General features: G+C 63.7%; 20 protein-coding genes. 10 read left to right on the top strand and 10 right to left on the bottom strand.

What is annotated here, in order from left to right; genetic code table 11:
- Positions 1 to 4 precede the first annotated feature (4 nt).
- Together DV027_RS00515 and hemF are read right to left on the bottom strand one after the other, a co-directional pair.
- Positions 5 to 1084 (bottom strand): hypothetical protein, encoded by a 1080-nt coding sequence (locus DV027_RS00515; RefSeq protein WP_130730038.1) that lies wholly within the window; start codon positions 1082 to 1084, stop codon positions 5 to 7.
- A 118-nt stretch (positions 1085 to 1202) separates the two neighbouring features.
- Positions 1203 to 2111 (bottom strand): oxygen-dependent coproporphyrinogen oxidase, encoded by a 909-nt coding sequence (gene hemF / locus DV027_RS00510; RefSeq protein ID WP_130730037.1) that lies wholly within the window; start codon positions 2109 to 2111, stop codon positions 1203 to 1205.
- A 173-nt stretch (positions 2112 to 2284) separates the two neighbouring features.
- Here hemF and DV027_RS00505 point away from each other — a divergent pair, with 173 nt between their 5' ends.
- Positions 2285 to 3103, top strand: a complete 819-nt coding sequence (locus DV027_RS00505) for a cytochrome c1 (protein ID WP_130730036.1) — start codon at positions 2285 to 2287, stop codon at positions 3101 to 3103.
- Positions 3093 to 3998, top strand: coding sequence for an S-methyl-5'-thioadenosine phosphorylase (locus DV027_RS00500; protein WP_130730035.1), 906 nt, complete (start codon positions 3093 to 3095; stop codon positions 3996 to 3998). Before DV027_RS00505 ends, DV027_RS00500 begins: the two co-directional genes overlap by 11 nt.
- 70 nt (positions 3999 to 4068) lie before the next feature.
- On the opposite strand, the gene DV027_RS00495 is transcribed toward DV027_RS00500, so the two are convergent.
- The gene (locus DV027_RS00495; RefSeq protein ID WP_130730034.1) at positions 4069 to 4731 is read right to left on the bottom strand and encodes a dienelactone hydrolase family protein; all 663 of its coding nucleotides are present in this window, start codon (positions 4729 to 4731) and stop codon (positions 4069 to 4071) included.
- 89 nt (positions 4732 to 4820) lie between these two features.
- Positions 4821 to 5033 (bottom strand): hypothetical protein, encoded by a 213-nt coding sequence (locus DV027_RS00490; RefSeq protein WP_130730033.1) that lies wholly within the window; start codon positions 5031 to 5033, stop codon positions 4821 to 4823.
- A 143-nt stretch (positions 5034 to 5176) separates the two neighbouring features.
- On the opposite strand from DV027_RS00490, the gene DV027_RS00485 reads away from it, so the two are divergent.
- From DV027_RS00485 to DV027_RS00475, 3 genes are all read left to right on the top strand, one after another.
- A complete protein-coding gene (locus DV027_RS00485; protein WP_078526736.1) occupies positions 5177 to 5467 on the top strand; it encodes a co-chaperone GroES in 291 nt (96 codons plus the stop codon).
- Positions 5468 to 5530: 63 nt separating this feature from the next.
- The gene (gene groL / locus DV027_RS00480) at positions 5531 to 7177 is read left to right on the top strand and encodes a chaperonin GroEL (protein ID WP_078526738.1); all 1647 of its coding nucleotides are present in this window, start codon (positions 5531 to 5533) and stop codon (positions 7175 to 7177) included.
- A 292-nt stretch (positions 7178 to 7469) separates the two neighbouring features.
- Positions 7470 to 7673 carry a cold-shock protein gene (locus DV027_RS00475; protein WP_010507660.1) on the top strand — a complete coding sequence of 68 codons (204 nt, stop codon included), beginning with the start codon at positions 7470 to 7472 and terminating at the stop codon, positions 7671 to 7673.
- Between the two features lie 43 nt (positions 7674 to 7716).
- Here the strand turns inward: DV027_RS00475 and DV027_RS00470 are convergent, their stop codons facing one another.
- Positions 7717 to 10647, bottom strand: a complete 2931-nt coding sequence (locus tag DV027_RS00470) for an ATP-dependent DNA helicase (RefSeq protein WP_130730032.1) — start codon at positions 10645 to 10647, stop codon at positions 7717 to 7719.
- A gap of 132 nt (positions 10648 to 10779) precedes the next feature.
- Here DV027_RS00470 and DV027_RS00465 point away from each other — a divergent pair, with 132 nt between their 5' ends.
- From DV027_RS00465 to DV027_RS00455, 3 genes are read left to right on the top strand one after another with little or no spacing between them, the layout of a single operon-like run.
- Positions 10780 to 12387, top strand: coding sequence for a lysine--tRNA ligase (locus DV027_RS00465; protein WP_130730031.1), 1608 nt, complete (start codon positions 10780 to 10782; stop codon positions 12385 to 12387).
- A 10-nt stretch (positions 12388 to 12397) separates the two neighbouring features.
- Complete coding sequence (locus tag DV027_RS00460) at positions 12398 to 14500, top strand: lysylphosphatidylglycerol synthase domain-containing protein (RefSeq protein WP_207303383.1); 2103 nt, start codon at positions 12398 to 12400, stop codon at positions 14498 to 14500.
- A gap of 34 nt (positions 14501 to 14534) precedes the next feature.
- A complete protein-coding gene (locus DV027_RS00455; protein ID WP_130730030.1) occupies positions 14535 to 15263 on the top strand; it encodes a MarC family protein in 729 nt (242 codons plus the stop codon).
- Here DV027_RS00455 and DV027_RS00450 read toward each other — a convergent pair.
- From DV027_RS00450 to thpR, 5 genes are all read right to left on the bottom strand, one after another.
- Positions 15260 to 15877 (bottom strand): uracil-DNA glycosylase family protein, encoded by a 618-nt coding sequence (locus tag DV027_RS00450; RefSeq protein ID WP_130730029.1) that lies wholly within the window; start codon positions 15875 to 15877, stop codon positions 15260 to 15262. The two genes, DV027_RS00455 and DV027_RS00450, sit on opposite strands and share 4 nt — an antisense overlap.
- A gap of 10 nt (positions 15878 to 15887) precedes the next feature.
- Positions 15888 to 16592 (bottom strand): NAD-dependent deacylase, encoded by a 705-nt coding sequence (locus DV027_RS00445; protein ID WP_130730028.1) that lies wholly within the window; start codon positions 16590 to 16592, stop codon positions 15888 to 15890.
- Between the two features lie 143 nt (positions 16593 to 16735).
- Positions 16736 to 18142 (bottom strand): c-type cytochrome, encoded by a 1407-nt coding sequence (locus tag DV027_RS00440; protein ID WP_408884436.1) that lies wholly within the window; start codon positions 18140 to 18142, stop codon positions 16736 to 16738.
- A 53-nt stretch (positions 18143 to 18195) separates the two neighbouring features.
- Complete coding sequence (locus DV027_RS00435) at positions 18196 to 20418, bottom strand: PQQ-dependent dehydrogenase, methanol/ethanol family (protein ID WP_130730026.1); 2223 nt, start codon at positions 20416 to 20418, stop codon at positions 18196 to 18198.
- A gap of 462 nt (positions 20419 to 20880) precedes the next feature.
- Complete coding sequence (thpR, locus tag DV027_RS00430) at positions 20881 to 21429, bottom strand: RNA 2',3'-cyclic phosphodiesterase (protein WP_130730025.1); 549 nt, start codon at positions 21427 to 21429, stop codon at positions 20881 to 20883.
- Positions 21430 to 21625: 196 nt separating this feature from the next.
- Here thpR and DV027_RS00425 point away from each other — a divergent pair, with 196 nt between their 5' ends.
- The gene (locus DV027_RS00425; RefSeq protein ID WP_165399082.1) at positions 21626 to 22396 is read left to right on the top strand and encodes a Bax inhibitor-1/YccA family protein; all 771 of its coding nucleotides are present in this window, start codon (positions 21626 to 21628) and stop codon (positions 22394 to 22396) included.
- A gap of 647 nt (positions 22397 to 23043) precedes the next feature.
- Entirely contained in the window at positions 23044 to 23970 is a 927-nt protein-coding gene (cyoA, locus tag DV027_RS00420) for a ubiquinol oxidase subunit II (RefSeq protein ID WP_165165683.1), read from the top strand.
- Positions 23971 to 23974: the final 4 nt, after the last annotated feature.

Below are 23974 nucleotides of genomic sequence, written 5' to 3'. Positions count from 1 at the left end.
CCGCTCAGCCCAGCCGCCAGCTGGGCAGGTTGGCAGCCAGCCAGCGGCGCAGGGTCATGATGCTTGAAGTATCGCCCGAGATCTGCCGCAGCGCCTCGGTTGCGTCCGTGCCGGTGAGCAGCGTGCGGCCCGCATCATGCATCGTGGCCTGCAGAGTGCCATCATGCAGCGCCTGCGTGGTGGCCGCCCGCCACCGCGCCAGCGTGGCCGATGAGGTCAGCATGGGCAGCACCAGCGCCAGGTCCACGCCCGCGGCCCCCGCCAGCGGCCTGAGTGCTGCATGCAGCAGGCTGTTCAGCGCCGAGCGCGCATCCTGGCGCAGCCGGTCTTCCATGTTCATGATTGTCTGGCCGGGCAGGCTGACGGTGCCGGGCCGGTCGGTCAGGGCAAACAGGGCGGGGCAGCCCGCCTGCGCCAGCGTGCTGGTCAGGGCCGCCGTCTCGGGCGTGCCCAGCGGGTCGGTAATCTGGATGACATCGACCTGGTTGTCGCGCAGGGCGGCGGCGGCGGCCTGCGGCGTGGCCAGGCCCGTAACCGGTATGGGCCGCAGCCCGAACAGCGTCATGGCCAGCACGGTGGGCAGTTCGATTCCGGTCAGGGTCGAGACGGCAATGCGCACGGGCCGGTCGCGCATGAAGCTGCCAAGGCTGCGGTGCAGCTGCGTGCGCCCGATCACGATGGGCACCGTCAGGCTGAGCAGCAGCGGCAGCCAGCGACTATAGTCGAAATGGATGCGCGGATCGCCGCACAGCGAGGAGACGAGCGCCGAGCCGGGAGCCGCCAGCGCCATCATGCCATCGGATGCGAACTGGGAATCGAACAGGTTGGCTCCCGTCACTCCGTCCTGCCCCACCGTGTCGCGCACGCCAAGCGGGGTGGGCAGGCCAAACCCCTGGCCAAGGGCCGTGGGCAGGATGGGACTCCACCGTTCCGCCATGGCGCTGTGGCTGCCCGCCATGAGCAGCCCCGGCGTGCCGGTGGGAAGCTGGGGCAGGCGCTCGCGCGGGAGCTCCGAGGCCCATGCCCCCCATGGCAGGGCGGACCCTGCGGCCACAAGGGCTATGAAAGCCCGGCGGTTGATCATAGCTGGCGCCGCCGGTGGGGCCAATGCCCTGGCCGCCCGCTATCGGCCCATGCCGCAGGGGGGCGGGTGGGCTGGTCAGGGCGGGGCAGGGGGCGTGGAACGGGCATGGCGGCTATTCTTATGGCCAGTGGACCTCCGGGGGAAGACTCATGAGGATGGCTTCGGTGTTTCCGCCGGTCTTGAGGCCAAAAATCGTGCCACGGTCATGCAGCAGGTTGAACTCGACATACCGCCCGCGCCGGACAAGCTGCGCCTTGCGCTGCTCGGGCGTCCACGGCTCCATCATGCGGCTGCGCACGATGTCGGGATAGGTTTCCAGGAAGCCGAGCCCCACATCGCGGGTGAACGCGAAATCGGCATCGAGGTTGCCGGTATTGAGCCGGTCATAGAAAATGCCGCCCAGGCCCCGCGCTTCATCGCGGTGGGGCAGGTAGAAGTACCTGTCGCACCATTCCTTGAAGCGGGGGTAATATTCGGGGTCATGCTTCTCGCATGCCTTGCGGAACCCGTCATGAAAGCGCGCGCCATCGCTGATGGCCTCGGCACTTTCGGGGAACATGGGGGTAATGTCGCCGCCGCCGCCAAACCAGCCCTGCGTGGTGATGATCATGCGGGTGTTGAAATGGGCCGCGGGCACCAGCGGGCTGCACATATGGGCGACGAGGCTGATGCCGGTGGCGAAGAAGCGCGGGTCTTCCGACGCGCCGGGAATCGAGTCGCGGAAGCCGGGGCTGAACACCCCGCTCACGGTGGAGACATTGACCCCCACCTTTTCAAACACGCGCCCGCGCATGAGGCTGATCACGCCGCCGCCGCCGGGCGTGCCATCCTCATTGGTGCGCGACCACGGCTTGCGCTCGAAGCGGCCCGCTTTTTCCTTGCCGGGCAGGGTGGGCGTGCCGGCGGCCACGGCCTCATCCTCGATCTGTTCAAAGGCGGTGCAGATCCGGTCGCGCAGGGTTTCAAACCAGGTCCGGGCGGTGTCCTTCAGTGCGTCGTGGGCGACGGGGGTGCGGGAAATTGTCATGCTCGTCTCATTTAGCCCGTTCTGGTCGTTCGCGATGGATATTACGGGTGCCCGTTTGTTCCACTTATTGCAAGACGGGTGATTGCAAGACTGGTCGCGCTGCCGCTAGGAAGGAGGCCAGCCCCGGCAGGAATGCGGGGGGATACGGAAATTATGGCGGGAACTTAGCTGACATGCATGAACCGGGTCATCGGCAGGGCGGGGCGCATCCCCGGCGCATCATGTTACGCCGTGGCCTGCTGTTTGGCGGGTTGCTGGCGGTCATGCCCATGGGCAACGGGGCCAGGGCGCAGCCGCATGACTACCGCGAGCCGCCCCGCCAGCACTGGAGCTTTCAGGGGCCGCTGGGGCATTTCGACATGGCGGCCGTGCAGCGTGGCTATACGGTGTATGCCCAGGTCTGTTCCGCCTGCCACGGCATGCAGGCCGTGACCTATGGCGACCTGGCCGGGCTGGGGCTGAAGGAGGCCGATGTCAATGCGCTGGCCGCCAGCCACCATATTCCGGCGGGGGTGGATGCAGGCGGCCACCCGGTCACCCGGCCTGCCAACATGGATGACCACCTGCTCTCCCCCTATCCCGATGCGCATGTGGCGGCGGCCGCCAACCATGGCGTGGTGCCGCCCGACCAGTCGCGCCTTGCCGTGGTGCACCCCGGGGGGGTGGACCGCATCTATGCCTTCCTGACCGGTTACGGCCAGACCCCGCCCGCGGGCACGGTGGTGCCGCCGGGCACGTTCTATAACCCGTACGCCGCCAACGGGCAGATCGCCATGCCGCCGCCCTTGTATGAAGGCGGCATTACCTACCCCGATGGCACGCCCGCCACGGTCGAGCAGCAGGCGCGGGATGTCACGACCTACCTGGCCTGGGTGGCCAGCCCGCATCTGACGGCGCGCCACCGCGCGGGCGTGGGGGTGATCGTGTTCCTGCTGATCCTGCTAGTATTTTCCATCTGTCTGAAACGGAGAACGTGGTCCAATGTCCACTAACGCTGCCACCGGCGAGCAGATCGAGCCGGTTATCGGCCTGATCGGCGGGTCCGGCCTGTATGATATCGAAGGCCTTGAGGACAAGGAATGGCGCACGGTCGAGACCCCGTGGGGCAAGCCATCCGACCAGCTCCTGTTCGGCCGGCTTGATGGCGTGCGCTGCGTGTTCCTGCCGCGCCATGGCCGGGGCCACCCGCTGCCGCCCTCGCGCCTGAACTACCGCGCCAATATCGATGCGCTCAAGCGCTCGGGCGTGACCGATATCGTCTCGCTCTCGGCGGTCGGCTCGCTGAAGGAAGAACTGCCACCGGGCCACTTCGTGGTGATCGACCAGTTCATCGACCGCTCGTTCGCGCGCGAGAAGAGTTTTTTCGATACCGGCTGCGTGGCCCATGTCGGCATGGCCGACCCGCTCTGCCCGCGCATTGGCGACGTGCTTGAGGGCCAGTGCCGTGAGCTCGGGCTGGACGTGACCCGTGGCGGCACCTACCTGGTCATGGAAGGCCCGCAGTTCTCCACCCGTGCCGAGAGCAATCTCTACCGCTCATGGGGCTGCTCGGTGGTGGGCATGACCAACATGCCCGAGGCCAAGCTCGCCCGTGAGGCCGAGATCTGCTACGCCACCGTCGCCATGGTCACCGATTATGACTGCTGGCACGACGACCATGACAGCGTCACGGTCGATGCGGTGGTCAAGGTGATGCAGCAGAATGCCAGCCGCGCGCGTGCGCTCGTGCGTTCGGTCATCCCCAAGCTGGGTGCGAAGCGTGGTCCCTGTTATGCAGGCTGCGATCGCGCGCTCGAGCACGCCATCATCACAGCCCCCGAAAAGCGTGATCCGGCGCTGCTCAAAAAGCTGGAAGCCGTTGCAGGCCGCGTGCTCAACCGCGGTTAAAAACAGCCTTGAAAAAACAGAAGTTTTTGGGTGCCGCCTTTTTTTTAAAAGGCGGCATTCTTTTTGGCTGTTACAGCCAGTGCTCGAAAAAGCTCAGCGTGCGCTGCATGGCCAGGGTGGCGGCGGCCTCGTTGTAGGACGGGCGATCCGTGCAGCCAAAGCCGTGATCGGCCCCCTCATAGGTAAAGATCTCGATCTCTTCATGCGCAGCGCGGATGGCGTCCACGTCATCTGCCGGGATATGGGGGTCTTCCGCGCCAAAATGCAGTTGCACGGGGCAATTGGGCACCTGGCTGCGGGTCTCGGCAATGCCGCCGCCATACCATGCCACGGCCGCGGCGAACGCCTTGGTGTGGCAGGCCGCTTCCCACGCCAGCTTGCCACCCCAGCAGAACCCCACGATGCCCTTCTTCTCGGTTGTCAGCACGTCAGCCGCGGCCACGAGGTCGCGCAGCGCGTTCTCCTGCCCCACCTCGGCGCGCAGCTTCAGCCCTTCGTGCATGCCCGTGCTGTCATAAGGCAGGATGGCATCGCGCCGCGCGCGGTCGAACAGGGCAGGGGCAATGGCCTGATAGCCCTGGGCGGCAAAGGCGTCGCACACCGCGCGGATATAGGGGGTGACACCAAATATTTCCTGCACCACCACCACGGCGCGCGCCGCATCGGGCCGACCGGCCCGATAGGCGGAAAATTCATGCCCGTCCGCTGCTGTAACGGTTATGACTGCGCCCATGGTTTTCACTCCATTCTTTCCTTCATTGCGTGGCAAAGAATGATGCGGCCTGCCCTGACGTCAATATGAAACCCGCGTGAGGGACGACTTTATGAGAATTCCTTCCCATGAAGCCCCGCGCTGGCGGGCTGCACGATGGAATCGGCACGGCAGGGTGTCATGCATTGTGGGGAGGGCTGTTGCGCCGCTTTTGATGGGGGGCGAAGCACTCCATTAATCAATTGATATTCAATCATAAAATAAGGATTTTTGCCCGGAGTGCCTTTTGCGCGCGAATTCTGCGCCGTCTCGCTGTGCGCCATTCTTGACACCTGTGGGGGGGCTACCTATCTGGTGTTTAGCACTCTCACGAGGGGAGTGCTAACGCGATGCGGCCTGGCGCGCGCGCCAACCGGTGGCGTTGCTTGATTCAAGGGCGTTACCTTTAGAAGATTTGGAGCGATCCATGACGAAATTTCGTCCCCTGCATGACCGAGTGGTCGTCCGTCGCCTTAAGAGCGAGGAAAAGACAGCAGGTGGTATCATCATCCCTGAGACCGCCAAGGAAAAGCCGATGGAAGGCGAGGTGATCTCGGTGGGCGCAGGTGCCCGTAACGAGCAGGGCCAGATCGTGGCTCTCGACGTGAAGGCGGGCGACCGCGTCCTGTTCGGCAAGTGGTCGGGCACGGAAGTGACGATCAACGGTGAAGAACTGCTGATCATGAAGGAAAGCGACATCATGGGCGTGGTCGCCTGACCCACCCGCGCTTTCCGCACCGGGTAACCTTTTAAAAAACCTTTCCATACGGAGAAGAGAACAATGGCAGCCAAGGACGTAAAGTTCGGCGGTGAAGCCCGCCAGCGCATGCTGCGTGGCGTGGACATTCTGGCCGATGCAGTAAAAGTGACGCTCGGCCCCAAGGGTCGTAACGTCGTGCTCGACAAGAGCTTCGGCGCACCGCGCATCACGAAGGACGGTGTCTCCGTCGCCAAGGAAATCGAACTGGCCGACAAGTTCGAGAACATGGGCGCGCAGATGGTCCGTGAGGTCGCCTCCAAGACCAACGACATCGCAGGCGACGGCACCACCACGGCAACCGTGCTGGCACAGGCCATCGTGCGCGAAGGTGCCAAGGCTGTTGCCGCTGGCATGAACCCGATGGACCTCAAGCGCGGCATCGACAAGGCGGTTGGCGTTGTCGTTGAAGAGCTGAAGAAGAACGCCAAGAAGATCACCACGCCTGCCGAGACCGCACAGGTCGGCACGATTTCCGCCAATGGCGAGCATGAAATCGGCGAGATGATCTCCAAGGCGATGCAGAAGGTCGGCTCCGAGGGCGTGATCACGGTGGAAGAGGCCAAGGGCCTGCACACCGAGCTCGACGTGGTCGAGGGCATGCAGTTCGACCGTGGCTACATCTCCCCGTATTTCGTGACGAATGCGGAGAAGATGACCGTCGATCTGGACAGCCCCTACATCCTGATCCACGAAAAGAAGCTCTCCTCGCTCCAGCCCATCCTGCCGCTGCTTGAGGCCGTTGTGCAGTCCGGCCGCCCGCTGCTGATCATTGCCGAAGACGTCGATGGCGAAGCGCTGGCGACCCTGGTGGTCAACAAGCTGCGTGGTGGCCTGAAGATCGCCGCCGTCAAGGCGCCGGGCTTTGGTGACCGCCGCAAGGCGATGCTGGAAGACATCGCGATCCTGACCGGTGGCCAGGTCATCAGCGAAGACCTCGGCATCAAGCTCGAGAGCGTTACGCTCGACATGCTGGGCACCGCCAAGAAGGTGCACATCGACAAGGAAAACACCACCATTGTCGAGGGTGCGGGCGCAGGCGAGGCCATCAAGGGCCGTTGCAGCCAGATCCGCGCGCAGATCGAGGAAACCACCTCCGACTACGACCGCGAGAAGCTGCAGGAACGTCTGGCCAAGCTGGCAGGCGGCGTTGCCGTGATCCGCGTGGGTGGTTCCACCGAGATCGAGGTGAAGGAGCGCAAGGACCGCGTGGACGACGCCCTGCACGCAACCCGTGCGGCTGTTGAAGAAGGCATCGTTCCCGGTGGTGGCACGGCCCTGGCCCGCGCATCGACCAAGCTCGGTGGCCTGCACTTCCATAACGACGACCAGCGCGTCGGTGCGGACATCATCCGCAAGGCCCTGCAGGCACCGCTGCGCCAGATCGCCCACAACGCGGGCGAAGACGGTGCGGTCATTGCTGGCAAGGTGCTGGAAAACGACACCTACACCTTCGGTTTCGATGCCCAGATCGGCGACTACAAGGATCTGGTGGAAGCCGGCATCATCGACCCGATGAAGGTCGTGCGCACGGCGCTGCAGGATGCGGCATCGGTCGCGGGCCTGCTGATCACCACCGAGGCGATGGTTGCCGAGCGCCCCGAGAAGAAGCCCGCGGCACCGGAAGGTGGCATGGGCGGCATGGGTGGTATGGGCGGCATGGATTTCTGATCCAGGCACCTGCGCACCCCGGCCCCAAGCTGCAGCACGGGGCCGGATGCCAGAATAAAAAAAGGGGGAAGGGCCATTGGCCTTTCCCCCTTTTTTCATGGCCAGTGCGTGCCATCATGTCGGGATCATTTGACATGGGTGCCCATTTCATGCTGCCCCTATGGGTGCACGAACGGCGTGGAAGTGGCAGGGTGTTTTCCGGATGCCCCGTTTTTTCATGGCGGTAAAGGCACACGCGCCCGGATTGCCGGTATTAGGACCGGCAAGGATGGCGCTGGAGAAGAGACTGGCTATGGCTACCGGAAAAGTAAAATGGTTCAACGCAACCAAGGGTTTTGGCTTCATCATGCCTGATGATGGCGGCAAGGACGTGTTTGTGCACATCACGGCGGTGCAGGCTGCTGGCCTGCGTGGCCTGAACGAGGACCAGGCGGTCAGCTACGACATCGCCATGGAGCGTGGCAAGGCTGCCGCGACCAACCTCAAGGCGCTTTAAGGCGTCTGCCCCGCCCCGCGCGGGGAAGGGCAGGGAGACACGATCAGGAAAGCTGGTCCGCGGATATATCCTGCGCCTGCAGGAAGGCCGTGATCTCCCGCGCCGCCGCACTCAGCCCGAGGCGGCGTACCGCCACCCCTTCGGGGAAGGCGGAAAGCAGGCGTGAAGGGGTGCGCCGGTCCAGCAGGACGAACACCCCCCTGTCCTGCCTGCTGCGGATCAGGCGGCCAAAGGCCTGGCGCAGGCGCAGGCGGGCAATCCTGTCATCAAAGCGCCCCGGCGCGCCGCCAGACAGGTGAATGCGCCGCTCACGGTGCAGGATATCGGGTCGCGGCCACGGCACGCGCTCGAAGGCGACAAGACGCAGGGCCTCGCCCGGCACATCCACCCCATCGCGCATCGCATCCGTGCCCAGCAGGCAGGCATTGCGCTCGCTGCGCATGATATCGACCAGCGTTGCGTTATCCATCGGGTCCACATGCTGGGCAAAGAGCGGCAGGCCCGCTTCCTCCAGCGGGGTCACGATGCGGCGGTACACCTCGCGCAGGCGCGAGATGGCGGTAAACAGCCCCAACGCTCCCCCACCTGATGCCATGAACAGCGTGCGGTAGGCCCCGGCAAGGGCTGCCGGATCATCATGCGCCACGTCGGTAATGATGAAGGCGCGGCTCTGGCGCGCGTAATCAAACGGGCTGGGGAAGGAGGCGCGTATGGCGGGCGAGGGCAGGTGGATTGCGCCTGACCTTGCCTCGGCCGCATCCCATGCGCGCTCGGCGTTGTCATTGGTGTTGTCCTCGCCGCTTTCGTCGCGCAGCGTGGCGGATGTGACCAGCACGCCATGCGCGGGGGCTGCCAGCACGCTGGCGAACGGAATGGTGGGGTCCAGCCAGTGGCGGTACAGCCCCACGTCGCGCTCGCCGGGGTTCTGGCCCTCACGCCGGTCCATGCGGATGTAATCGATATATTGCGGCGTTTCGCCCCCCGTGGGCGGCTCGTTTGCCTGCATGCTGCCCAGCATGGCGCACCAGCCATCCACCCGTGAGAGCGCGCGGCGGCGGATGGAGCGGATGGCGGCGGCAATGCGCTCGCGCATGGGGGTGTCGAGCCAGTCGGCCTCGGTTTCCAGCGCCTCGTCAAGGCGGGCGACCAGCGTGCGCAGGGGCTCGGCCAGCCGCCTTAACGCCCGTTCCAGCGCCTGTGCTGCCTCATGCAGCGATTCGGGCATGGGGTACAGGTCGCATTCGCTGTCGCTGCGGCGCGCGCCACCCTCGGGGCTGCCCTGCGTGCGGGCGAGCACCTGCTGGCGCAGTTCATGCAGCAGCGCCTCGGAGGGGTTGGACAGCACCGGCTCCTCCCCCTCCATGGGCACGCGGGCTGCCCGGTGCACCGGGTCAAGGGCCGCGAGGCGCGCCGACCAGCCTGGTGCGGGCAGGGCGCGGGCGGCCATCAGCGCGGTATCAAGCGGGGTTTCGATGCGGGGGATGTTGGCCAGCAGGTCTTCAAGCCGGCGCCGCAGGCCGCGCGCGCGTGAGCGGGCCCCTTCGGCGCCGAGCAGCCAGCGCCGCAGTTCGGCCGCCTCCAGCCCTGAAAGCTCAAGGGCGAAGGCGCTGTCCGCCGCATCGGCAATATGGTGGCCCTCATCCATGATGTAGCGGGTGGGGGTGTTGTCCTCGTTGCTGGCCCCGGTGCCATCAAGCGCATGCCATGCTGCCTGCGACATGACGAGTGCATGGTTGGCAATCACGAGGTCTGCCGTGCGGGCGCGGCGGATGGAGTGCTCCACCATGCATTGCTGGTAATGCGGGCAGGCCCCGTGGATGCATTCTCCTCGCCGGTCGGCAATGCCGGTCAGCAGCCCGCGCCCGAACAGGTCGGCAAACCAGCCGGGCAGGTCGCCGCCAAACAGGTCGCCATCGAGCGTATGCGCCGCCCACAGGGCTACCAGCGCCAGCCCGATGAGGGTGCCATCGCCCGCCTGCCCGCGTGAGAGCGCGATGTTCACGCTCTCCTCCATGTTGAGCAGGCACAGGTAGTTCTCGCGCCCCTTGCGCACCACCACATGGCTGCGGCGCACGGCGGGGTCGGGGTAGAGCCGGGCCAGTTCGGCTTCGATCTGGCGTTGCAGGTGGCGGGTATAGGTACTGATCCAGACAGCGCCGCCGTTGCGGCGTGCCCAGATATTGGCGGGCGCTACGTAGCCCAGCGTCTTGCCGGTGCCGGTGCCGGCCTCGGCCAGCACCATGTGTGGGTCGCCCTGTGTGGCGCGTGGCGTGAAGGCGCGGGCGGCGATGTGGCTGAACGCCTCCTGCGCCGGGCGGTGCTCGGCTCCCTCGCCAATAATCTCGCGCAGATGCGCCTGTGCTTCCTCCCCGCTTACCGGGTGGGCGGCGGGTGCGGGGCGTGGGGCGGTTTCCTCCCATTTGGGCAGGCGGGTCCAGACCTTGAGCGCCTCGTTGGGCTGGATCATGCCTGCGGGCAGCTTCCCGTCATCCTTCAGGCCGAGTGCCGCACAGACCGATGGCCCCCACGCCCACCCCGCCTTGCGCATGCGCCACGCAAGGGCTGCGCGGATGCCGCCCTCGGGCGTGTTGCGCAGCCGGGCGATGCGGCCGAGCATCTCGAACGCAAGGTCGGGCAGCAGGTCGGCCTCGGGGGTTTCGAGCCTGTCCGCCCCGAGCCCCAGCGCCATGCCCAGCCCGCGTGCGGTCGGCGGCGCTGTATGGGCAGGCAGGGTGAAGGCGAACAGTTCGAGCAGGTCCAGCCACGGGCAGGGCCGTGGCGGGGGCGGCAGGTCGAGCCTGCGCGCGATGGCGGGCGCGTGGATGACCATGGGCACGGGCCACTGCGGCAGTTCACGGCGGATGTCGGGGGCCTGCAAGGACAGGATTTCCCCATCCGGCGTGAGCACCGACCAGGCGCCGTGCCGGGGAAGGATCGCCGGGGCGCTGTCCGGCAGGGGCGGGGTGTCTGGCATGGTCGTCAATGATATAGGGTACAAGCGGGCAGATGTCGCCCGCCGTGTGTCATGCCATTCTTATTGCTGTACCCCGGGGTGTGGAATAGGATGGATTGACCCGTGCCCTTCCTGTCCATAGCTTGCCGGTCCATGTCAGAACAGCATCCTGCCCTTATCTCGCCCCTTCCCAAGTCCTGGCCGTTCGAGGAGGCCGCCAAACTGTCCGCGCATGTTGGCGCGCGCGCGGTTACGGCCGATAAACCCGTGCTGCTGGAAACCGGCTATGGCCCGTCCGGCCTGCCGCATATCGGCACGTTTGGCGAGGTGGCGCGCACGTCATGGGTCAGGCAGGCGTTTACGAAGCTGACCGGCCTGCCCACGCGGCTGCTGGCCTTCTCCGATGATATGGACGCCCTGCGCAAGGTGCCCGAGAACGTGCCCAATCAGGAAATGCTGCGCCAGTATATCGGCAAGCCGCTCTCGCGCGTGCCCGATCCGTTCGGCACGCATGAATCCTTTGCCGCCCACAACAATGCCCGTCTGCGCTCCTTCCTTGATGGCTTTGGGTTCGATTACGAATTCGCGTCTTCCACGCAGTATTATGAAGGCGGGCGTTTTGATGCCGCCCTGAAGCGCGTGCTTGAGGTGCATGACCAGATCGTGGCCGTGATCGCCCCGACGCTGGGCGAGGAACGCCGCGCCACCTATTCCCCCGTGCTGCCCATCCACCCGCGCACCGGCCAGGTGATGCAGGTGAAGATGGACGCCATCGACCCCATTGCTGGCACCGTGCGCTGGACCGATGAGGAGGGCAAGACCTTCGAGACGCCGGTCACCGGCGGCCACGCCAAGATGCAGTGGAAGGCCGACTGGGCCATGCGCTGGTATGCGCTGGGCGTTGACTACGAAATGTCGGGCAAGGACCTGATCGACAGCGTGCGCCTTTCTGGCAGGATCTGCCGCATCCTTGGCGGCCAGCCGCCCGCGGGCCTGACCTACGAGCTGTTCCTGGACCAGAACGGACAGAAGATTTCAAAGTCCAAGGGCAATGGCATCTCGGTCGAGGAATGGCTGCGCTATGCCCCGCCTGAAAGCCTGGGCCAGTATATGTTCAACGCGCCGCAGCGCGCCAAGCGGCTGTTCTTTGATGTCATCCCCAAGGCGACGGATGAATACCTGGCCCATGTCGGCAAGGCCCGCGCCATGGAGCCTGCCGACCCGGCACTGCTGACCAACCCGGCATGGTTCATCCACAAGGGCGCGATCCCGGCCGATGCGGGCAGTCCGGTCACGTTCGGCATGCTGCTCAACCTCGCCTCGGTCGCCAATGCCGAGACGCCGGATGTGCTGTGGAAGTTCATCCAGCGCTACGACGCCGGTGCCACGCCCGAAAGCTGCCCCATGCTGGCGCGGCTGGTGGAATACGCCATCGTCTACTACGCCGATTTCGTGCGCCCCACCAAGCAGTACCGCGCGCCGGATGCGCATGAGCGCAAGGCGCTGTCTGATCTCGCCCAGGCCCTGCGCGGCATGGAAGGCGGCGATGTCAGCCCCGATGCCTGCCAGAACCTCGTGTTCGAGATTGGCAAGACCCATGGCTTCGAGCCGCTGCGCGCGTGGTTTGGCTGTCTGTATGAAGTGCTGCTGGGCCAGAAGGAAGGTCCGCGTTTTGGCATCTTTGTCGCCCTCTATGGCGTGGCGGAAACCGTGGCCCTGATCGAGGCCGCCCTGACCCGCGCCGAAGGAACGGCGGCCTAAGGGCCTGCCCATGGCTGAACGTCCGGGCCAAGACGCAATGCCTGCCCAGCCTGAAGGTGATGGGCCCACCGGGGCGGGCCTGACTCCCGCGCGCCGGCGCAACGCGCTGCTGCGCCACCTGCCGCATGTGCTGGGGCTGTTTTTGCTGGTGGGCGCCGTGATCGTGGTGCAGCGCGAGGTACGCACCCTGCACTGGCAGGACATCAGCCATGCGCTGCTCACCATTCCCGCCACCACGTTGTGGGCGGGGGCAGGGTTTACGCTGCTGTCCTATCTGGTGCTGTCCTTTTATGACTGGCTTGCCGTGCGGCAGGTGGGCTGCCAGCTTGCCTTCCGGCGCACGGCGTTTGCGGCGTTCTGCTCGTATGTGCTGTCGCATAACCTGGGGTTTTCCGCCATTTCGGGTGCTGCGGTACGCTTCAGGCTGTATGGCAACTGGGGGCTTAAGCCCTTTGAGGTCGCCCAGATCATCGCGTTCTGTTCGGCCACCTACCTGCTGGGGGCGGCGGTGCTGATCGGCAGCGTGCTGGTGCTGGAGCCGGGCACGGTGCCCTTTATCGGCCATGCGCTGCCTTCGCCCGTGATGCGGCTGATAGGCTGTGTCTTGTGGGCGGGGGTGATCGGCTATGTCATTGCCGGGCGCTACGTGAACGAGATCAGGGTCTGGCGCTGGCAGGTCACCTTTCCATCGGCCGGCATGGCGGTGATGCAGACCCTTGTCGCAGCGCTCGAGGTCGCGGCCACGGCGGCCATTGCCTACACGTTCCTGCCCGTGGCGCCGGGGCTGGATTACGGCACGTTCCTGGCCATCTACATCGCCTCCTACACCGCAGGGCTGGTGGCCAGCGTGCCGGGTGGCCTGGGCGTATTTGACGGCACGATGATGCTGGCGCTGGGCGCCTACGTGCCCGCAACCCGCGTTGTGACCGCCATCCTGATCTTCCGCCTGTTCTACTACATCGTGCCGCTATTCGTGGCGGGCCTCATGTTCGCGGCGCATGAGCTGTTCCTGCGCGGTGATGCCGCCCTTGCGCGCAAGACGAGCGCGGGCAGCCCCCTGCGTGGGCCGCGCCCCGGCAGGCCGAGCCAGGTGATCCGTGAAAGCGAGGCCGATTTTTCGGTGGCGGTGGCGACTGGTGCTGTCTCGCTGTGTGGCGGGCTGCTGCTGGCGCTGACCCTGCTCGACCCCGAAAACTGGCTGAACGCAGGCCGCCTACAACCCCTCTTCGCCATGGTGGGGGATTATCTGCTCTCGCTGATTGGCGTGGCGCTGATCGGGCTGGGCATCGGGCTTTCGCAGCGCGTGACGCTAGCGTGGAAGGCCACGATCGGGCTGCTGTCGGTGGCCTGCGCTCTGACGCTGCTGCGCGACTCGCCCATGGCGGTGCCGGGCCTGCTCATGCTGGTGTGCCTGCTGATTGCCCCTTTCCGGGGCTCCTATTACCGCCATGCGCGGATCATGAGCGAGCCGCTGTCCTCGCAGACCATCCTCTCCCTTGTGCTGCTGATCACCTCGGTGGTGGTGCTGGTGCTGGCGGGGCCGCATGATTCGGCAGGGGGAAGCTGGTGGGAGATCATGCTGTTCGCCACCCGGCCGGGCATTGCGCAATGGACGCTGGGGCTTGCTGTCATGCTGGGGCTGGTCATGATCGTGCGGCTGGTGCGGCCGGGGCGCATTCATGTGTTGCCGTGGAACAAGCAGGGCCAGGCCCGTTACCGCGCGCTTGACCATGCGCTTGACGGGGTGGGCCAGGTCACCCCCGCGCCTTCGGGGCTGATACCGGGGGCGCGGCGGCAGGCGCTGCTGCCCTTCGTGCGGCTGGGGCCGTATCTGGTCGGGCTGGGTGACCCGGCGGGCCATGCGGATGACTGCACATCGGCCATATGGTGGCTGCGCGATCTTGCAGTGCAGGAAGGCTGCCAGCCTGCCTTCTGGCATGTCGGCACGAGCCTGCTTGCAGTCTATAACGAACTGGGCCTCACGCCCTGGCCCCTGACGGAGGAAGGCGCGCCGCTGCATCCGTGTTTCCTGTGCGCGGGGGCGGACGACCTGAACACCATCCGCGCGCTGATGGACAAGGCCTTCGCGCCGCTGGGGCAGGCCGGATGCTGAAGGCGCGTGCCGCATGGCGTAAAGGAATCCGCTCATGACCGCTCATGCCGGACTGCTTACGCATTTTTCCACCGTGGTGGGCCTGCCCAGCCTGTCGGGTGCATTCCTCATGGCGTTTCCGGCGCTGTTCTCCATTGTCAATCCACTCGGGGCGGCGCTGATCTTTGCACAGGTTACGGCAGGGCATGACCGGCGCACCTGCGTGGCGCTTGCCGGGCAGGTGGCGTTCTATTCCGCCATGCTGATGCTGGCCTCGATCTGGATCGGCGGGCTGGTGCTGTCGTTCTTTGGCATCACCATTGATGCCCTGCGCATTGCGGGCGGCCTGGTGGTGGCCGTGCGGGCATGGTCGCTGCTCCAGGCCCCCGAAACGGAGGAAGCCCGCAAGCAGGCCCAGGCCAGCGGCAGCACCCAGGCGGCCAACCTGATGGGGCAGGCGTTTTTTCCACTGACCATGCCCTTTACCGTTGGCCCCGGCACGATTGCGGTGGCCATTGCGCTCGGCTCGGAAGGGCCGCCTGCCGGCACCCACATCGTCTTTTACGGCGTGCTGTCAATTGCTGCGGTGCTGGTGGCGGGGATTGTGTGGGCGGCCTATGCCTATGCCGAGCAGCTACTGTACCTGCTGGGCAAGACCGGCACGCGCATCGTCTCGCGGCTCGCAGCACTGATCCTGCTCTCGATTGGCGTGCAGATCCTGATTACGGGCGTGCAGGGGGTGGTGCTGTCCACAGCGCATGCCGTCATCACGATGGCGGGTTAAGAGCGTCGCAGCGGCGCAATTTCAGGTACGGGCCGCCCGTCAAGCACGGCCCGCACGCAGGCGCGTAAGGCAGGCAGCACATCCGTGCCGAATTGCGGCGTCCGCCGCTCCCATGCCCCCGTGCGCCATGAAGGATGGGGCAGGGGAAAGTAGCGCGGCAGGTAGTGGCGGAAGTCGAGGCAGCGCTCGCTGACCTTTCCCTTGCCCAGAATATGGAGTTGGGCGTAGCTGCCCACCACCAGCGTCAGTTCAAGGTCGGGCATCTGCGCCATGATACGCGCGCGCCACTGCGGCGCGCATTCCGGGCGGGGCGGGCAGTCGCCACCTTTGGGCAGGCGGCCGGGATAGCACAGGCCCATGGGCACCAGCGCAATGCGGCTGGAATCATAGAACGTGGCGCGATCGACCCCCATCCAGCCCCGCAGCCGGTCGCCCGAGGCATCATTGAAGGACTGCCCGGTTTCATGCACGCGTGTGCCCGGCGCCTGGCTGGCAATGAGCAGCCGCGCCGTGCGCGAGACATGCAGCACCGGGCGGGGGCCAAGCGGCAGGTGCGCCGCACAGGTCTGGCAGGCGCGGATGGCGTGCAACAGGTCTTCAAGGGTTTCGGCCATGGGGCTGCCTTTACGCTTTCAGCAGGTCGCGTGTCCATGCGGGAACCGTGCGGGTGGCAGGCCCGAGAATGGTCTGGTCAAAGGCGCTGCGGCCCGGTGGGGCCTCAAGGTTGAACAGCATCGTATCGGCATGATCCGTCACGCTGTCCACAAATCCTGCTGCCGGATAGACCACGCCGGAGGTGCCTATGGCCACGAACAGGTCGCAGGCTTCAAGCTGCCGGGCTATGGCCTCCATATGGTAGGGCATTTCCCCAAACCACACGATATCGGGCCGCAGCGCAGCCGTGCCGCAGGCTGGGCAGGGCGTATCGGGGGTGCAGTCGGTGTGCCATGCCGGGGTGGCGTGGCAGTGGGTGCAGCGCAGGCGCAGCAGTTCGCCATGCATGTGAATGACGTTCCGGCTCCCTGCGCGTTCATGCAGGTCGTCGATATTCTGCGTGATGATGGTGAGGTGTCCCGGCCACTGGCCGTCACGTCCGGCCTGTTCGAGTGCGGCAAGCGCCCGGTGCGCGGCATTGGGGTGCACGGTGGGGAGCTGGGCACGCAGGTTGTTATAGAACCGGTCCACCCGCAGCGGATCACGCGCAAAGCCCTGCGGCGTGCAGATATCCTCGATCCGTTCATGGTTCCATAACCCATCTGGCCCGCGAAAGGTCTGCAGGCCCGATTCCTGGCTGATGCCCGCCCCGGTCAGGACAACGATGCGCGGCATGTGCATTCTCCCTCAAGGTGAAAGGTCAGTTTGCGGCATTGCCGTACATAAGAAAACCGCCATGGACATAAGCCCATGGCGGTTTTCCGTAATGCGTATCAGGGTAAGGGCGGCCCGGGAGAAAAGGCCACCCCTGCCGCGTATTACTGCGCGGCGTCCTGACCGGTGTGCGTCTGCGGTGCAAACGTCCAGCCCGAGCCGTAAGGCTGCGGCAGGAACACCGACCAGCCACTGCTCATGCTGTTCCAGCCGGAGCTGGAAACCGGAGCCCCGGTGTCACGCAGCTTGGTCACGTCGGCAGCCGTAACGGTGCCCGGCGCCTTGTTGCCCCAGCTGGTGCGGATGAAGTTGACCACATCGGCGATCTGCTGGGCGGACAGCGAGTTGCTGTAACCCGGCATGGCCACCGCGGAAGGTGCCCAGTTGCTCGGCGGCAGCACGCCACCATGAGCGATCACGTTCACCAGCGAGGTCGGGTTCTCGGTCACGACAACCGGGTTGCCAGCCAGCGGCGGGAACATGCGGGCCACGCCACCACCGTCATTACGGTGACAGATGGCGCATTCCTTCACATACGTGTCAGCACCCGGCATGCTGGCGGTGTTGCCAGAGTTCAGGGCCGTCGCGGTGGACGGATCGTATGTGTAGTTGCCCTGTGAGGGGGGCACCGGCGGCAGGCTCTTCAGATACTTCGCGATGGCGTGCAGGTCGTCATCGGTGAAGTACTGGGTGCTCCATGCCACCACGTCGCCCATGCCACCGAACACGGCGGAGTGGTCGATACGGCCGGACTTGAGGAAGGTGTAGATGTCATCTTCCGACCAGCGGCCCAGACCCACGACCGGGTCGTTGCGCAGGCTGGGGGCCACCCAGTTGTCGATCGGCGCGCCACCGGACAGGAAGTCAGGCCCACCCGAAGCATCGAGCGCCTTTTCCTGCATGGCAAAGCCGCGCGGCGTATGGCATGCGCCGCAATGGCCCGGACCCGTCACCAGGTAGTCACCACGGGCCACATCGGCATCGGTGCCGGGAGCGGGGGTGAATTCCTTGGGCGAGGGCGAGAACATCATGCGCCAGATGCCCAGCGGCCAGCGCATTGACATTGGCCAGGAAATGTCCGGCTGCTTGTCAGGCTGTGCGACCGGCTTCACCCCATGCATGAAGTATGCATACAGCGCCTGCATGTCTTCCTTCGTCATGCGCGAGAAGGAAGGATACGGCATGGCCGGATACAGCGTGGAACCATCCTTGCGGATACCGTGGCGCACCGCTTCGTCGAATTCGGCGAAGGTGTAGCGGCCGATACCGTAGGTCGGGTCCGGTGTAATGTTTGTGGAATAGATCGTGCCGATCGGGCTCTTGATTTCAAGCCCGCCTGCATACGACTGCCCATGGAGGGCGGTGTGACATGCTACGCAGTCACCCAGTCGTGCGACATACGCCCCTTTCTGGACCAGCGCGGGGTCGGCATCTGGCGTCTGTGCCAATGCCGTCCCTGCCAGCAGACTAAACGCTGCCGCGCTGAATGTCACCTTAAGCCTGTTGATCATTATGTTCACCATCATGCGTCGCGTTGATGCGAAAAATTGTCAAAACCGGGAGATTATGGCTGCTGCTCGGGGATACCGTCAGCATTCTTCCGGGCATCAACTTCCCTCTGATAGGTCTCGTTCGCACGCTTGATCAGGAACTGGCGGATATCCTCGATCTCGGTGGGGTTCATGCTGCTGTCGAAGCGATCCATACCGTAGGCGGTAAGGGCGCCGCGGCCGACAACATTGTAGAACGCATCCTCGTGGCGGATGGACCCGGACCAGCGCAGGTCAGGCAGCACACCAGCACCTTCGGCATTGTCGCCATGGCAGGCGGCGCAATAGGTCTGGAACTGGAAGTAGCCGTTATCGGTGCGCTTGCTGTCGAACTGTGCCGGCGGCTTGACGGGCAGGAAGCCCTGGTCATTCTGCTTGGGCAGCGGGCCCGACTTGCCATCGAGCGAGAAGGCAATGATGCGCGAGTGGTTGACGGTCCAGCCGCTGGTGCGGGCAAGGCCACCGAGGAAGAACGGATAGATGCCGCCCCAGCCCACTTCAACCGCGACATACTGCTTCTTGTCGCTGCCAAGGTAGGACACGGGGGGAGCGATGATGCCGCTATCCGCCGCGAAGTGGAACAGGTCGGAACCGTTCGTCGCGTCATAGGCGTGGAATTCGCCGTTTGCCAGGCCCTGGAAGAGCAGGTCGCCGCCCGTTGCCAGGATGCCGCCATTCCACGGACCCTTGTGGTCCACGCGCCAGGCTTCAGCCTGCGTCTTCGGATCCCAGGCCACGATCCAGCCCTTCAGGTCCTTGACAAAGGCCTGCTTGGCTTCGGGGGAGTCGGGGATGCCGACCTTGTTCATGTCCAGGCCAAGGTTCCAGCTATCGGGATGCGGCGTGAAGCCACCGATCTGGTTGGTGTACAGGAACGGAACCTGCTGCGCGGGAATGTAGACCAGCCCGGTCTTGGGGCTGTACGCCATGGCTGCGAAGTTATGGCCGCCAAGGTCACCCGGAATGCCGTACCAGTCCTTGCCCGTAAGCGTGTAGAGCGCATCGGGGTTGTAGATCGGGCGGCCGGTCTTGGGGTCAAGCCCGCTGGCCCAGTTCACATAGACATAGTTCTTGCCCGAGATGAACTCGCCGGTCTTCGCATCGATGATGTAGAAGAAGCCGTTCTTCGGCGCATGCACGATGACGTGGCGGGTCTCACCGTTGATCGGCAGGTCAACTGTCATGATCTGCTGGACCGAGGTGAAGTCCCACTGGTCCATCGGCGTTTCCTGGAAATGCCAGACGTATTCGCCGGTTTCCGGCTTCAGCGCCACGATGCTGCCCAGGAACAGGTTGTCGCCCTTGCCTTCCGAACGGTACTTGTAGTTCCACGGCGAACCGTTGCCCACGCCAAGGTAGACCAGGTCGGACACGGGGTCATACACGATGGAATCCCACACCGTGCCGCCGCCACCCTGGCGGGTCCAGGCGCCGGTCGGGCTCCAGGTCTGGTAGGCCTTGTTCATCAGCACGCTGTCGGAGGCAGCATGGTCCGGCTCGTTCTTGGGGTTCGGAACCGTGAAGAAGCGCCAGTCCAGCTTGCCGGTCTCGGCATCGAACGCGGAGACGAAGCCACGCGCGCCGAACTCGGAGCCACCGTTACCGATGATCACGCGGCCCTTGGCGATGCGCGGCGCGCCATCAACCGTGTAGGAACGCTGCTTGCCCAGCTCCGCCTCGGGCGGGATGGTGTTCACGCTCCAGACCAGCTTGCCGGTCTTGGCGTCAAGCGCGATCAGGCGGCCATCGAACGTACCGAAATAGACCTTGCCATTCCAGTAGGCGGCGCCACGGTTGACCGTGTCGCAGCAGCCCTTGTCGGCGATGTTGCCGGGCACGCGCGGGTCATACGACCACAGCAGCTTGCCGGTGGCGCCATCAACGGCCTTCATCATGCTCCAGTTGGTCGTGGCATACATGATGCCATTGACAACCAGCGGCGTGCCTTCCTGGCCACGGTTGGTATCAAGGTCGAGATACCAGGCCAGCTTCAGGTTACCAACATTGGAACGGTTGATCTGGTCCAGCGGGCTGTAGCGCTGTTCAGAATAGGTGCGGCCATAGGTCATCCAGTCGCCGGGATGGTCATCCGCATGGATGATCGCTTCCCCCGTGGCGCCCTGCCCGTCATCTGCGGATGCCATGGTGGCATAGCCCGAGATGAGAGCCGCACATATCGTTCCGGCTGTAAGCGTTCTGCTCAGAGAACGTCTTTTTCCGAAAACGGCAGAAATCATATGTGATGTCCTCAGAAAACTAACGGTTTCGAATTCAGGACGCCGCCGCTGCAACTTTCCGTCCGGGCAGGCTTTCTGAATGTAACCGGCAAAAAGCGCGGGCGGCGCTCATTTTCCGACCAGACAGGAAACCGGCTTCGGGCAGGGAGATAAAGCAGGTAGTCCGTTTCATCCGAACATACCGAGGCTAGCACGCCCGTCTCCTGACATTTTAGTGTTCACGCTCACTAAAACGTGAATATGTTGTCTGATAAGCAATGAAACGGATAGCTGGCGCCGCCGGAGGTTTTTTTAAAATATGTTGATATTGCAGCAAGAATGAGAAGGGTCCCCTAAGGGCATGCGTCAGGTGCTTCACAATAAATGATGAGAAATATATTTTTATTATTCATGAATGGCATAAATTCTTGGTGAAATGACCATCTGCCCTACGCCGTACGCGTAACGGATCAGGACAGAGAATCAGCCCTGTAACGGATAATGTTCCAGCGCGTCATAAACCGGCCCGTCCGCATGGCGCAGGGACTGGAAAAGCGTGAAGTGACCCACCGGCTCGCCATCAGGCATGGGCGGCATGGCGGCCAGCCAGGCCTGCCGGCGGAGCGGATCGGGGTGCAGCAGACGGCCCATCGTCACATGGGGCACGAAGCGGCGCGCGGACCGCGCGGCGCCGGGCAGGAGCCGGTTCATGGTGGCGCGGACTCGCTGCTGCAGGTGCGTCAGGGCGGCATCGGGCGCGCAGCCGATCCACAGCGTATCCGGTCCGTGGCGGGCTTCGGCTTCAAACAGGCCCGGCGCGGTCAGGCTGAGCGTAGGGGGTGCTGCTGTTATGGCGCTCAGGGCGTGGTGGATGTCTTCAAGCAGATGGCCGTGCGTTACCGCGCCCAGATAATGCAGCGTGAGGTGATAGGACTCCGGTGGGGACCACGTCACGTCCGGCAGGTTGCCCCGCAGGCCAGCGAGGGCGCGCGTGAGCGGAAGGGGAAGTTCAAGGCCAATGAACAGACGCATCCGGCAACCTTTTTAACGGAAAGGAAAAACGGCACATGCCGCATGTCTTGTACAGTATATATAGCGTTGTGAAATGCGGAGCGTGTTGCCGCATTGTAATGTGTTCGTCACGCTGATGTTCTTGAACCGCGTCTAGCATGAGCCCACATGCAGGCAGACGCACGTCAGTCACGGACGTGGAGGAAGGAAACAACAAATGGCTTTTGGCCCTGATTCGCGGAGTTTCATCCGCCCCACCGCTGAGAGTGCCATGGGCTCCGTCGATATGGGCCTGCGCGCCTATATGCTGCGAGTCTATAACTGGATGGCATCCGGGCTGGTCCTGACCGGACTGGTTGCCTACCTGATCGCCAACACCCAACTGCAGACGCTGTTCTTCCAGTACGTGCCTGCCCTGGGCACGATCAAGCCGACCGGACTTGGCATGCTGGCCATGATCGCGCCGCTCGGTTTCGTCCTGGTCATGTCGTTCGGGGTCAATCGGCTCTCCACCCAGGCGGTGCAGACCCTGTTCTGGCTGTTCTGCGGGGTGATGGGGGCGAGCCTGTCCAACATCTTCATGGTGTTCACGGGGGTTTCGGTTACGCGCGTCTTCTTCATCACCGCCGCAACCTTCTGCACCATGTCCATCTGGGGCTATACGACTCGTACCGACCTCAGCCGCTTTGGCTCGTTTTTCATGATGGGGCTGTTCGGCCTGATCATCGCGGGCGTGGTGAACATGTTCCTGCACAGCCCCGCCCTGTATTTCGTCTACAGCGCCGCAGGCGTGCTGCTGTTCGTGGGGCTGACCATGTTCGATACCCAGAACATCAAGGCCACCTACCAGCAGGTTGCAGCCTATGAAGGGCCGGACATGGCCGCGAAGCGGTCGGTCTATGATGCGCTGAACCTTTATCTGAACTTCATCAACCTGTTCCAGTTCCTGCTGCAGTTCATGGGCGTGCGCAACAGCAGCAACGACTGATCGACAGGACGCCTACTTTCGAGGACTGTTCTGGTCCTGTTTGACTGCATGAGAAGGGCTGCCACAACCGTGGCGGCCCTTTTTGCGTGAATGGGGAGCCGGAATGGTCTTTCTGTCAAAAAAGATAAGACTTATTCATATATGGAAATTATCTGATGACGAGAGTGTGAGGTTAATGACACCCGACTAAACCTTTGTAAAACAACGATTTTGTAAGATAAATTTTAAGCAATGAAATCTATTGAAATATTATGTGAAGGCTTGCCTATGAGGCCGTTCAGGTCGGATAACCCTTGAATAGAAAAACTATATGAAAGGGTATGCGGCACAGGACATGCGCTTCAGCACACAGGACGGCATCGCGATTCATGGTCCGATCTGCCCTGAGAGTAATATTTACGTAAGGTCTGGCAGGTCGTATTGATCAAGGTCATGGCCAGCCGGCCGGCAACTAACTCATGACGGATGCAAACCGAAAGAGGCGATTGTCATTTTCGGAAGTCGACTCAGGCGCGATGTCGCTGGATGCCGGGAAGGCAGAATGCTTTTTCCCGCCATGCGTATAACGTGGCCGCTGTTGTCTAAGCCCGTGGATGAAGCGAGGATGTGAGCAAAACAGGGTGATGTCGAAACCAACGAGGCGTGAGATGAAGAAAAAAATCTTGCCGAGATTAACAAAGCTGATGAGCCTATCTTCAGCAGCGCTGTTAGCAGGCTGTACCTGGGATACACTTGATCCCAAGGGCGTTGTCGGTGCTCAGGAAAAAAGCCTGATCCTGACCTCGACCTACGCGATGCTGCTGGTTGTCATACCGGTATGTATCCTGACGCTGCTGTTCGCATGGCAGTACCGTCAGTCCAACACTTCGGCAGAATACCTGCCGAAATGGTCGCACTCCAACAAGATCGAAGTGATTATCTGGGCGATTCCCAGCCTGATCATTCTGTTCCTGGCAGTGCTGACCTATCAGACATGTCATTCGCTTGACCCGTACAAGCCGCTTGAGGCTGAAGCCAACGTCAAGCCAATTCATGTCGATGTTGTGGCACTGGACTGGAAGTGGCTCTTTATCTATCCGGATGAAGGGATCGCAACCGTCAACCAGATGGCCATGCCGGTGAATACGCCGGTCGATTTCCGGATCACCTCTGACTCCGTGATGAACTCGTTCTTCATCCCGCAGCTCGGCACGATGATCTATGCAATGGCTGGCATGCAGACCCAGCTGCACCTGATCGCCAACGAAGCGGGTGACTTCCAGGGTGAGTCCTCCAACTTCAGCGGCAAGGGCTTCTCCGACATGCGCTTCCGTGCGCTGGCAATGCCGGCGGACCAGTACAGCGCGTGGGTCGAGAAGGTGAAGGCTTCTTCCGAGCAGCTGGACAGCGCAAGCTATCCGAAGCTGGCCGCGCCGAGCGAGGCCAACCCGGTTGAGTACTTCTCGCATGTCGATGCGGGTCTCTTCGATGCCATTGTTGCCAAGTACAATGACGGCATGGTCATGGACAAGAGCACCGGCAAGATGCTGCACGTGCAGCAGTCCGCGATGTCCGACATGAACATGAAGGAATAGGACA

The organism is Komagataeibacter xylinus (assembly GCF_004302915.1).
GTDB lineage: Bacteria > Pseudomonadota > Alphaproteobacteria > Acetobacterales > Acetobacteraceae > Komagataeibacter > Komagataeibacter xylinus_C.
Note: the sequence above shows the minus strand (reverse complement) of the source record. Positions and strands in the feature narration are given on the sequence as shown.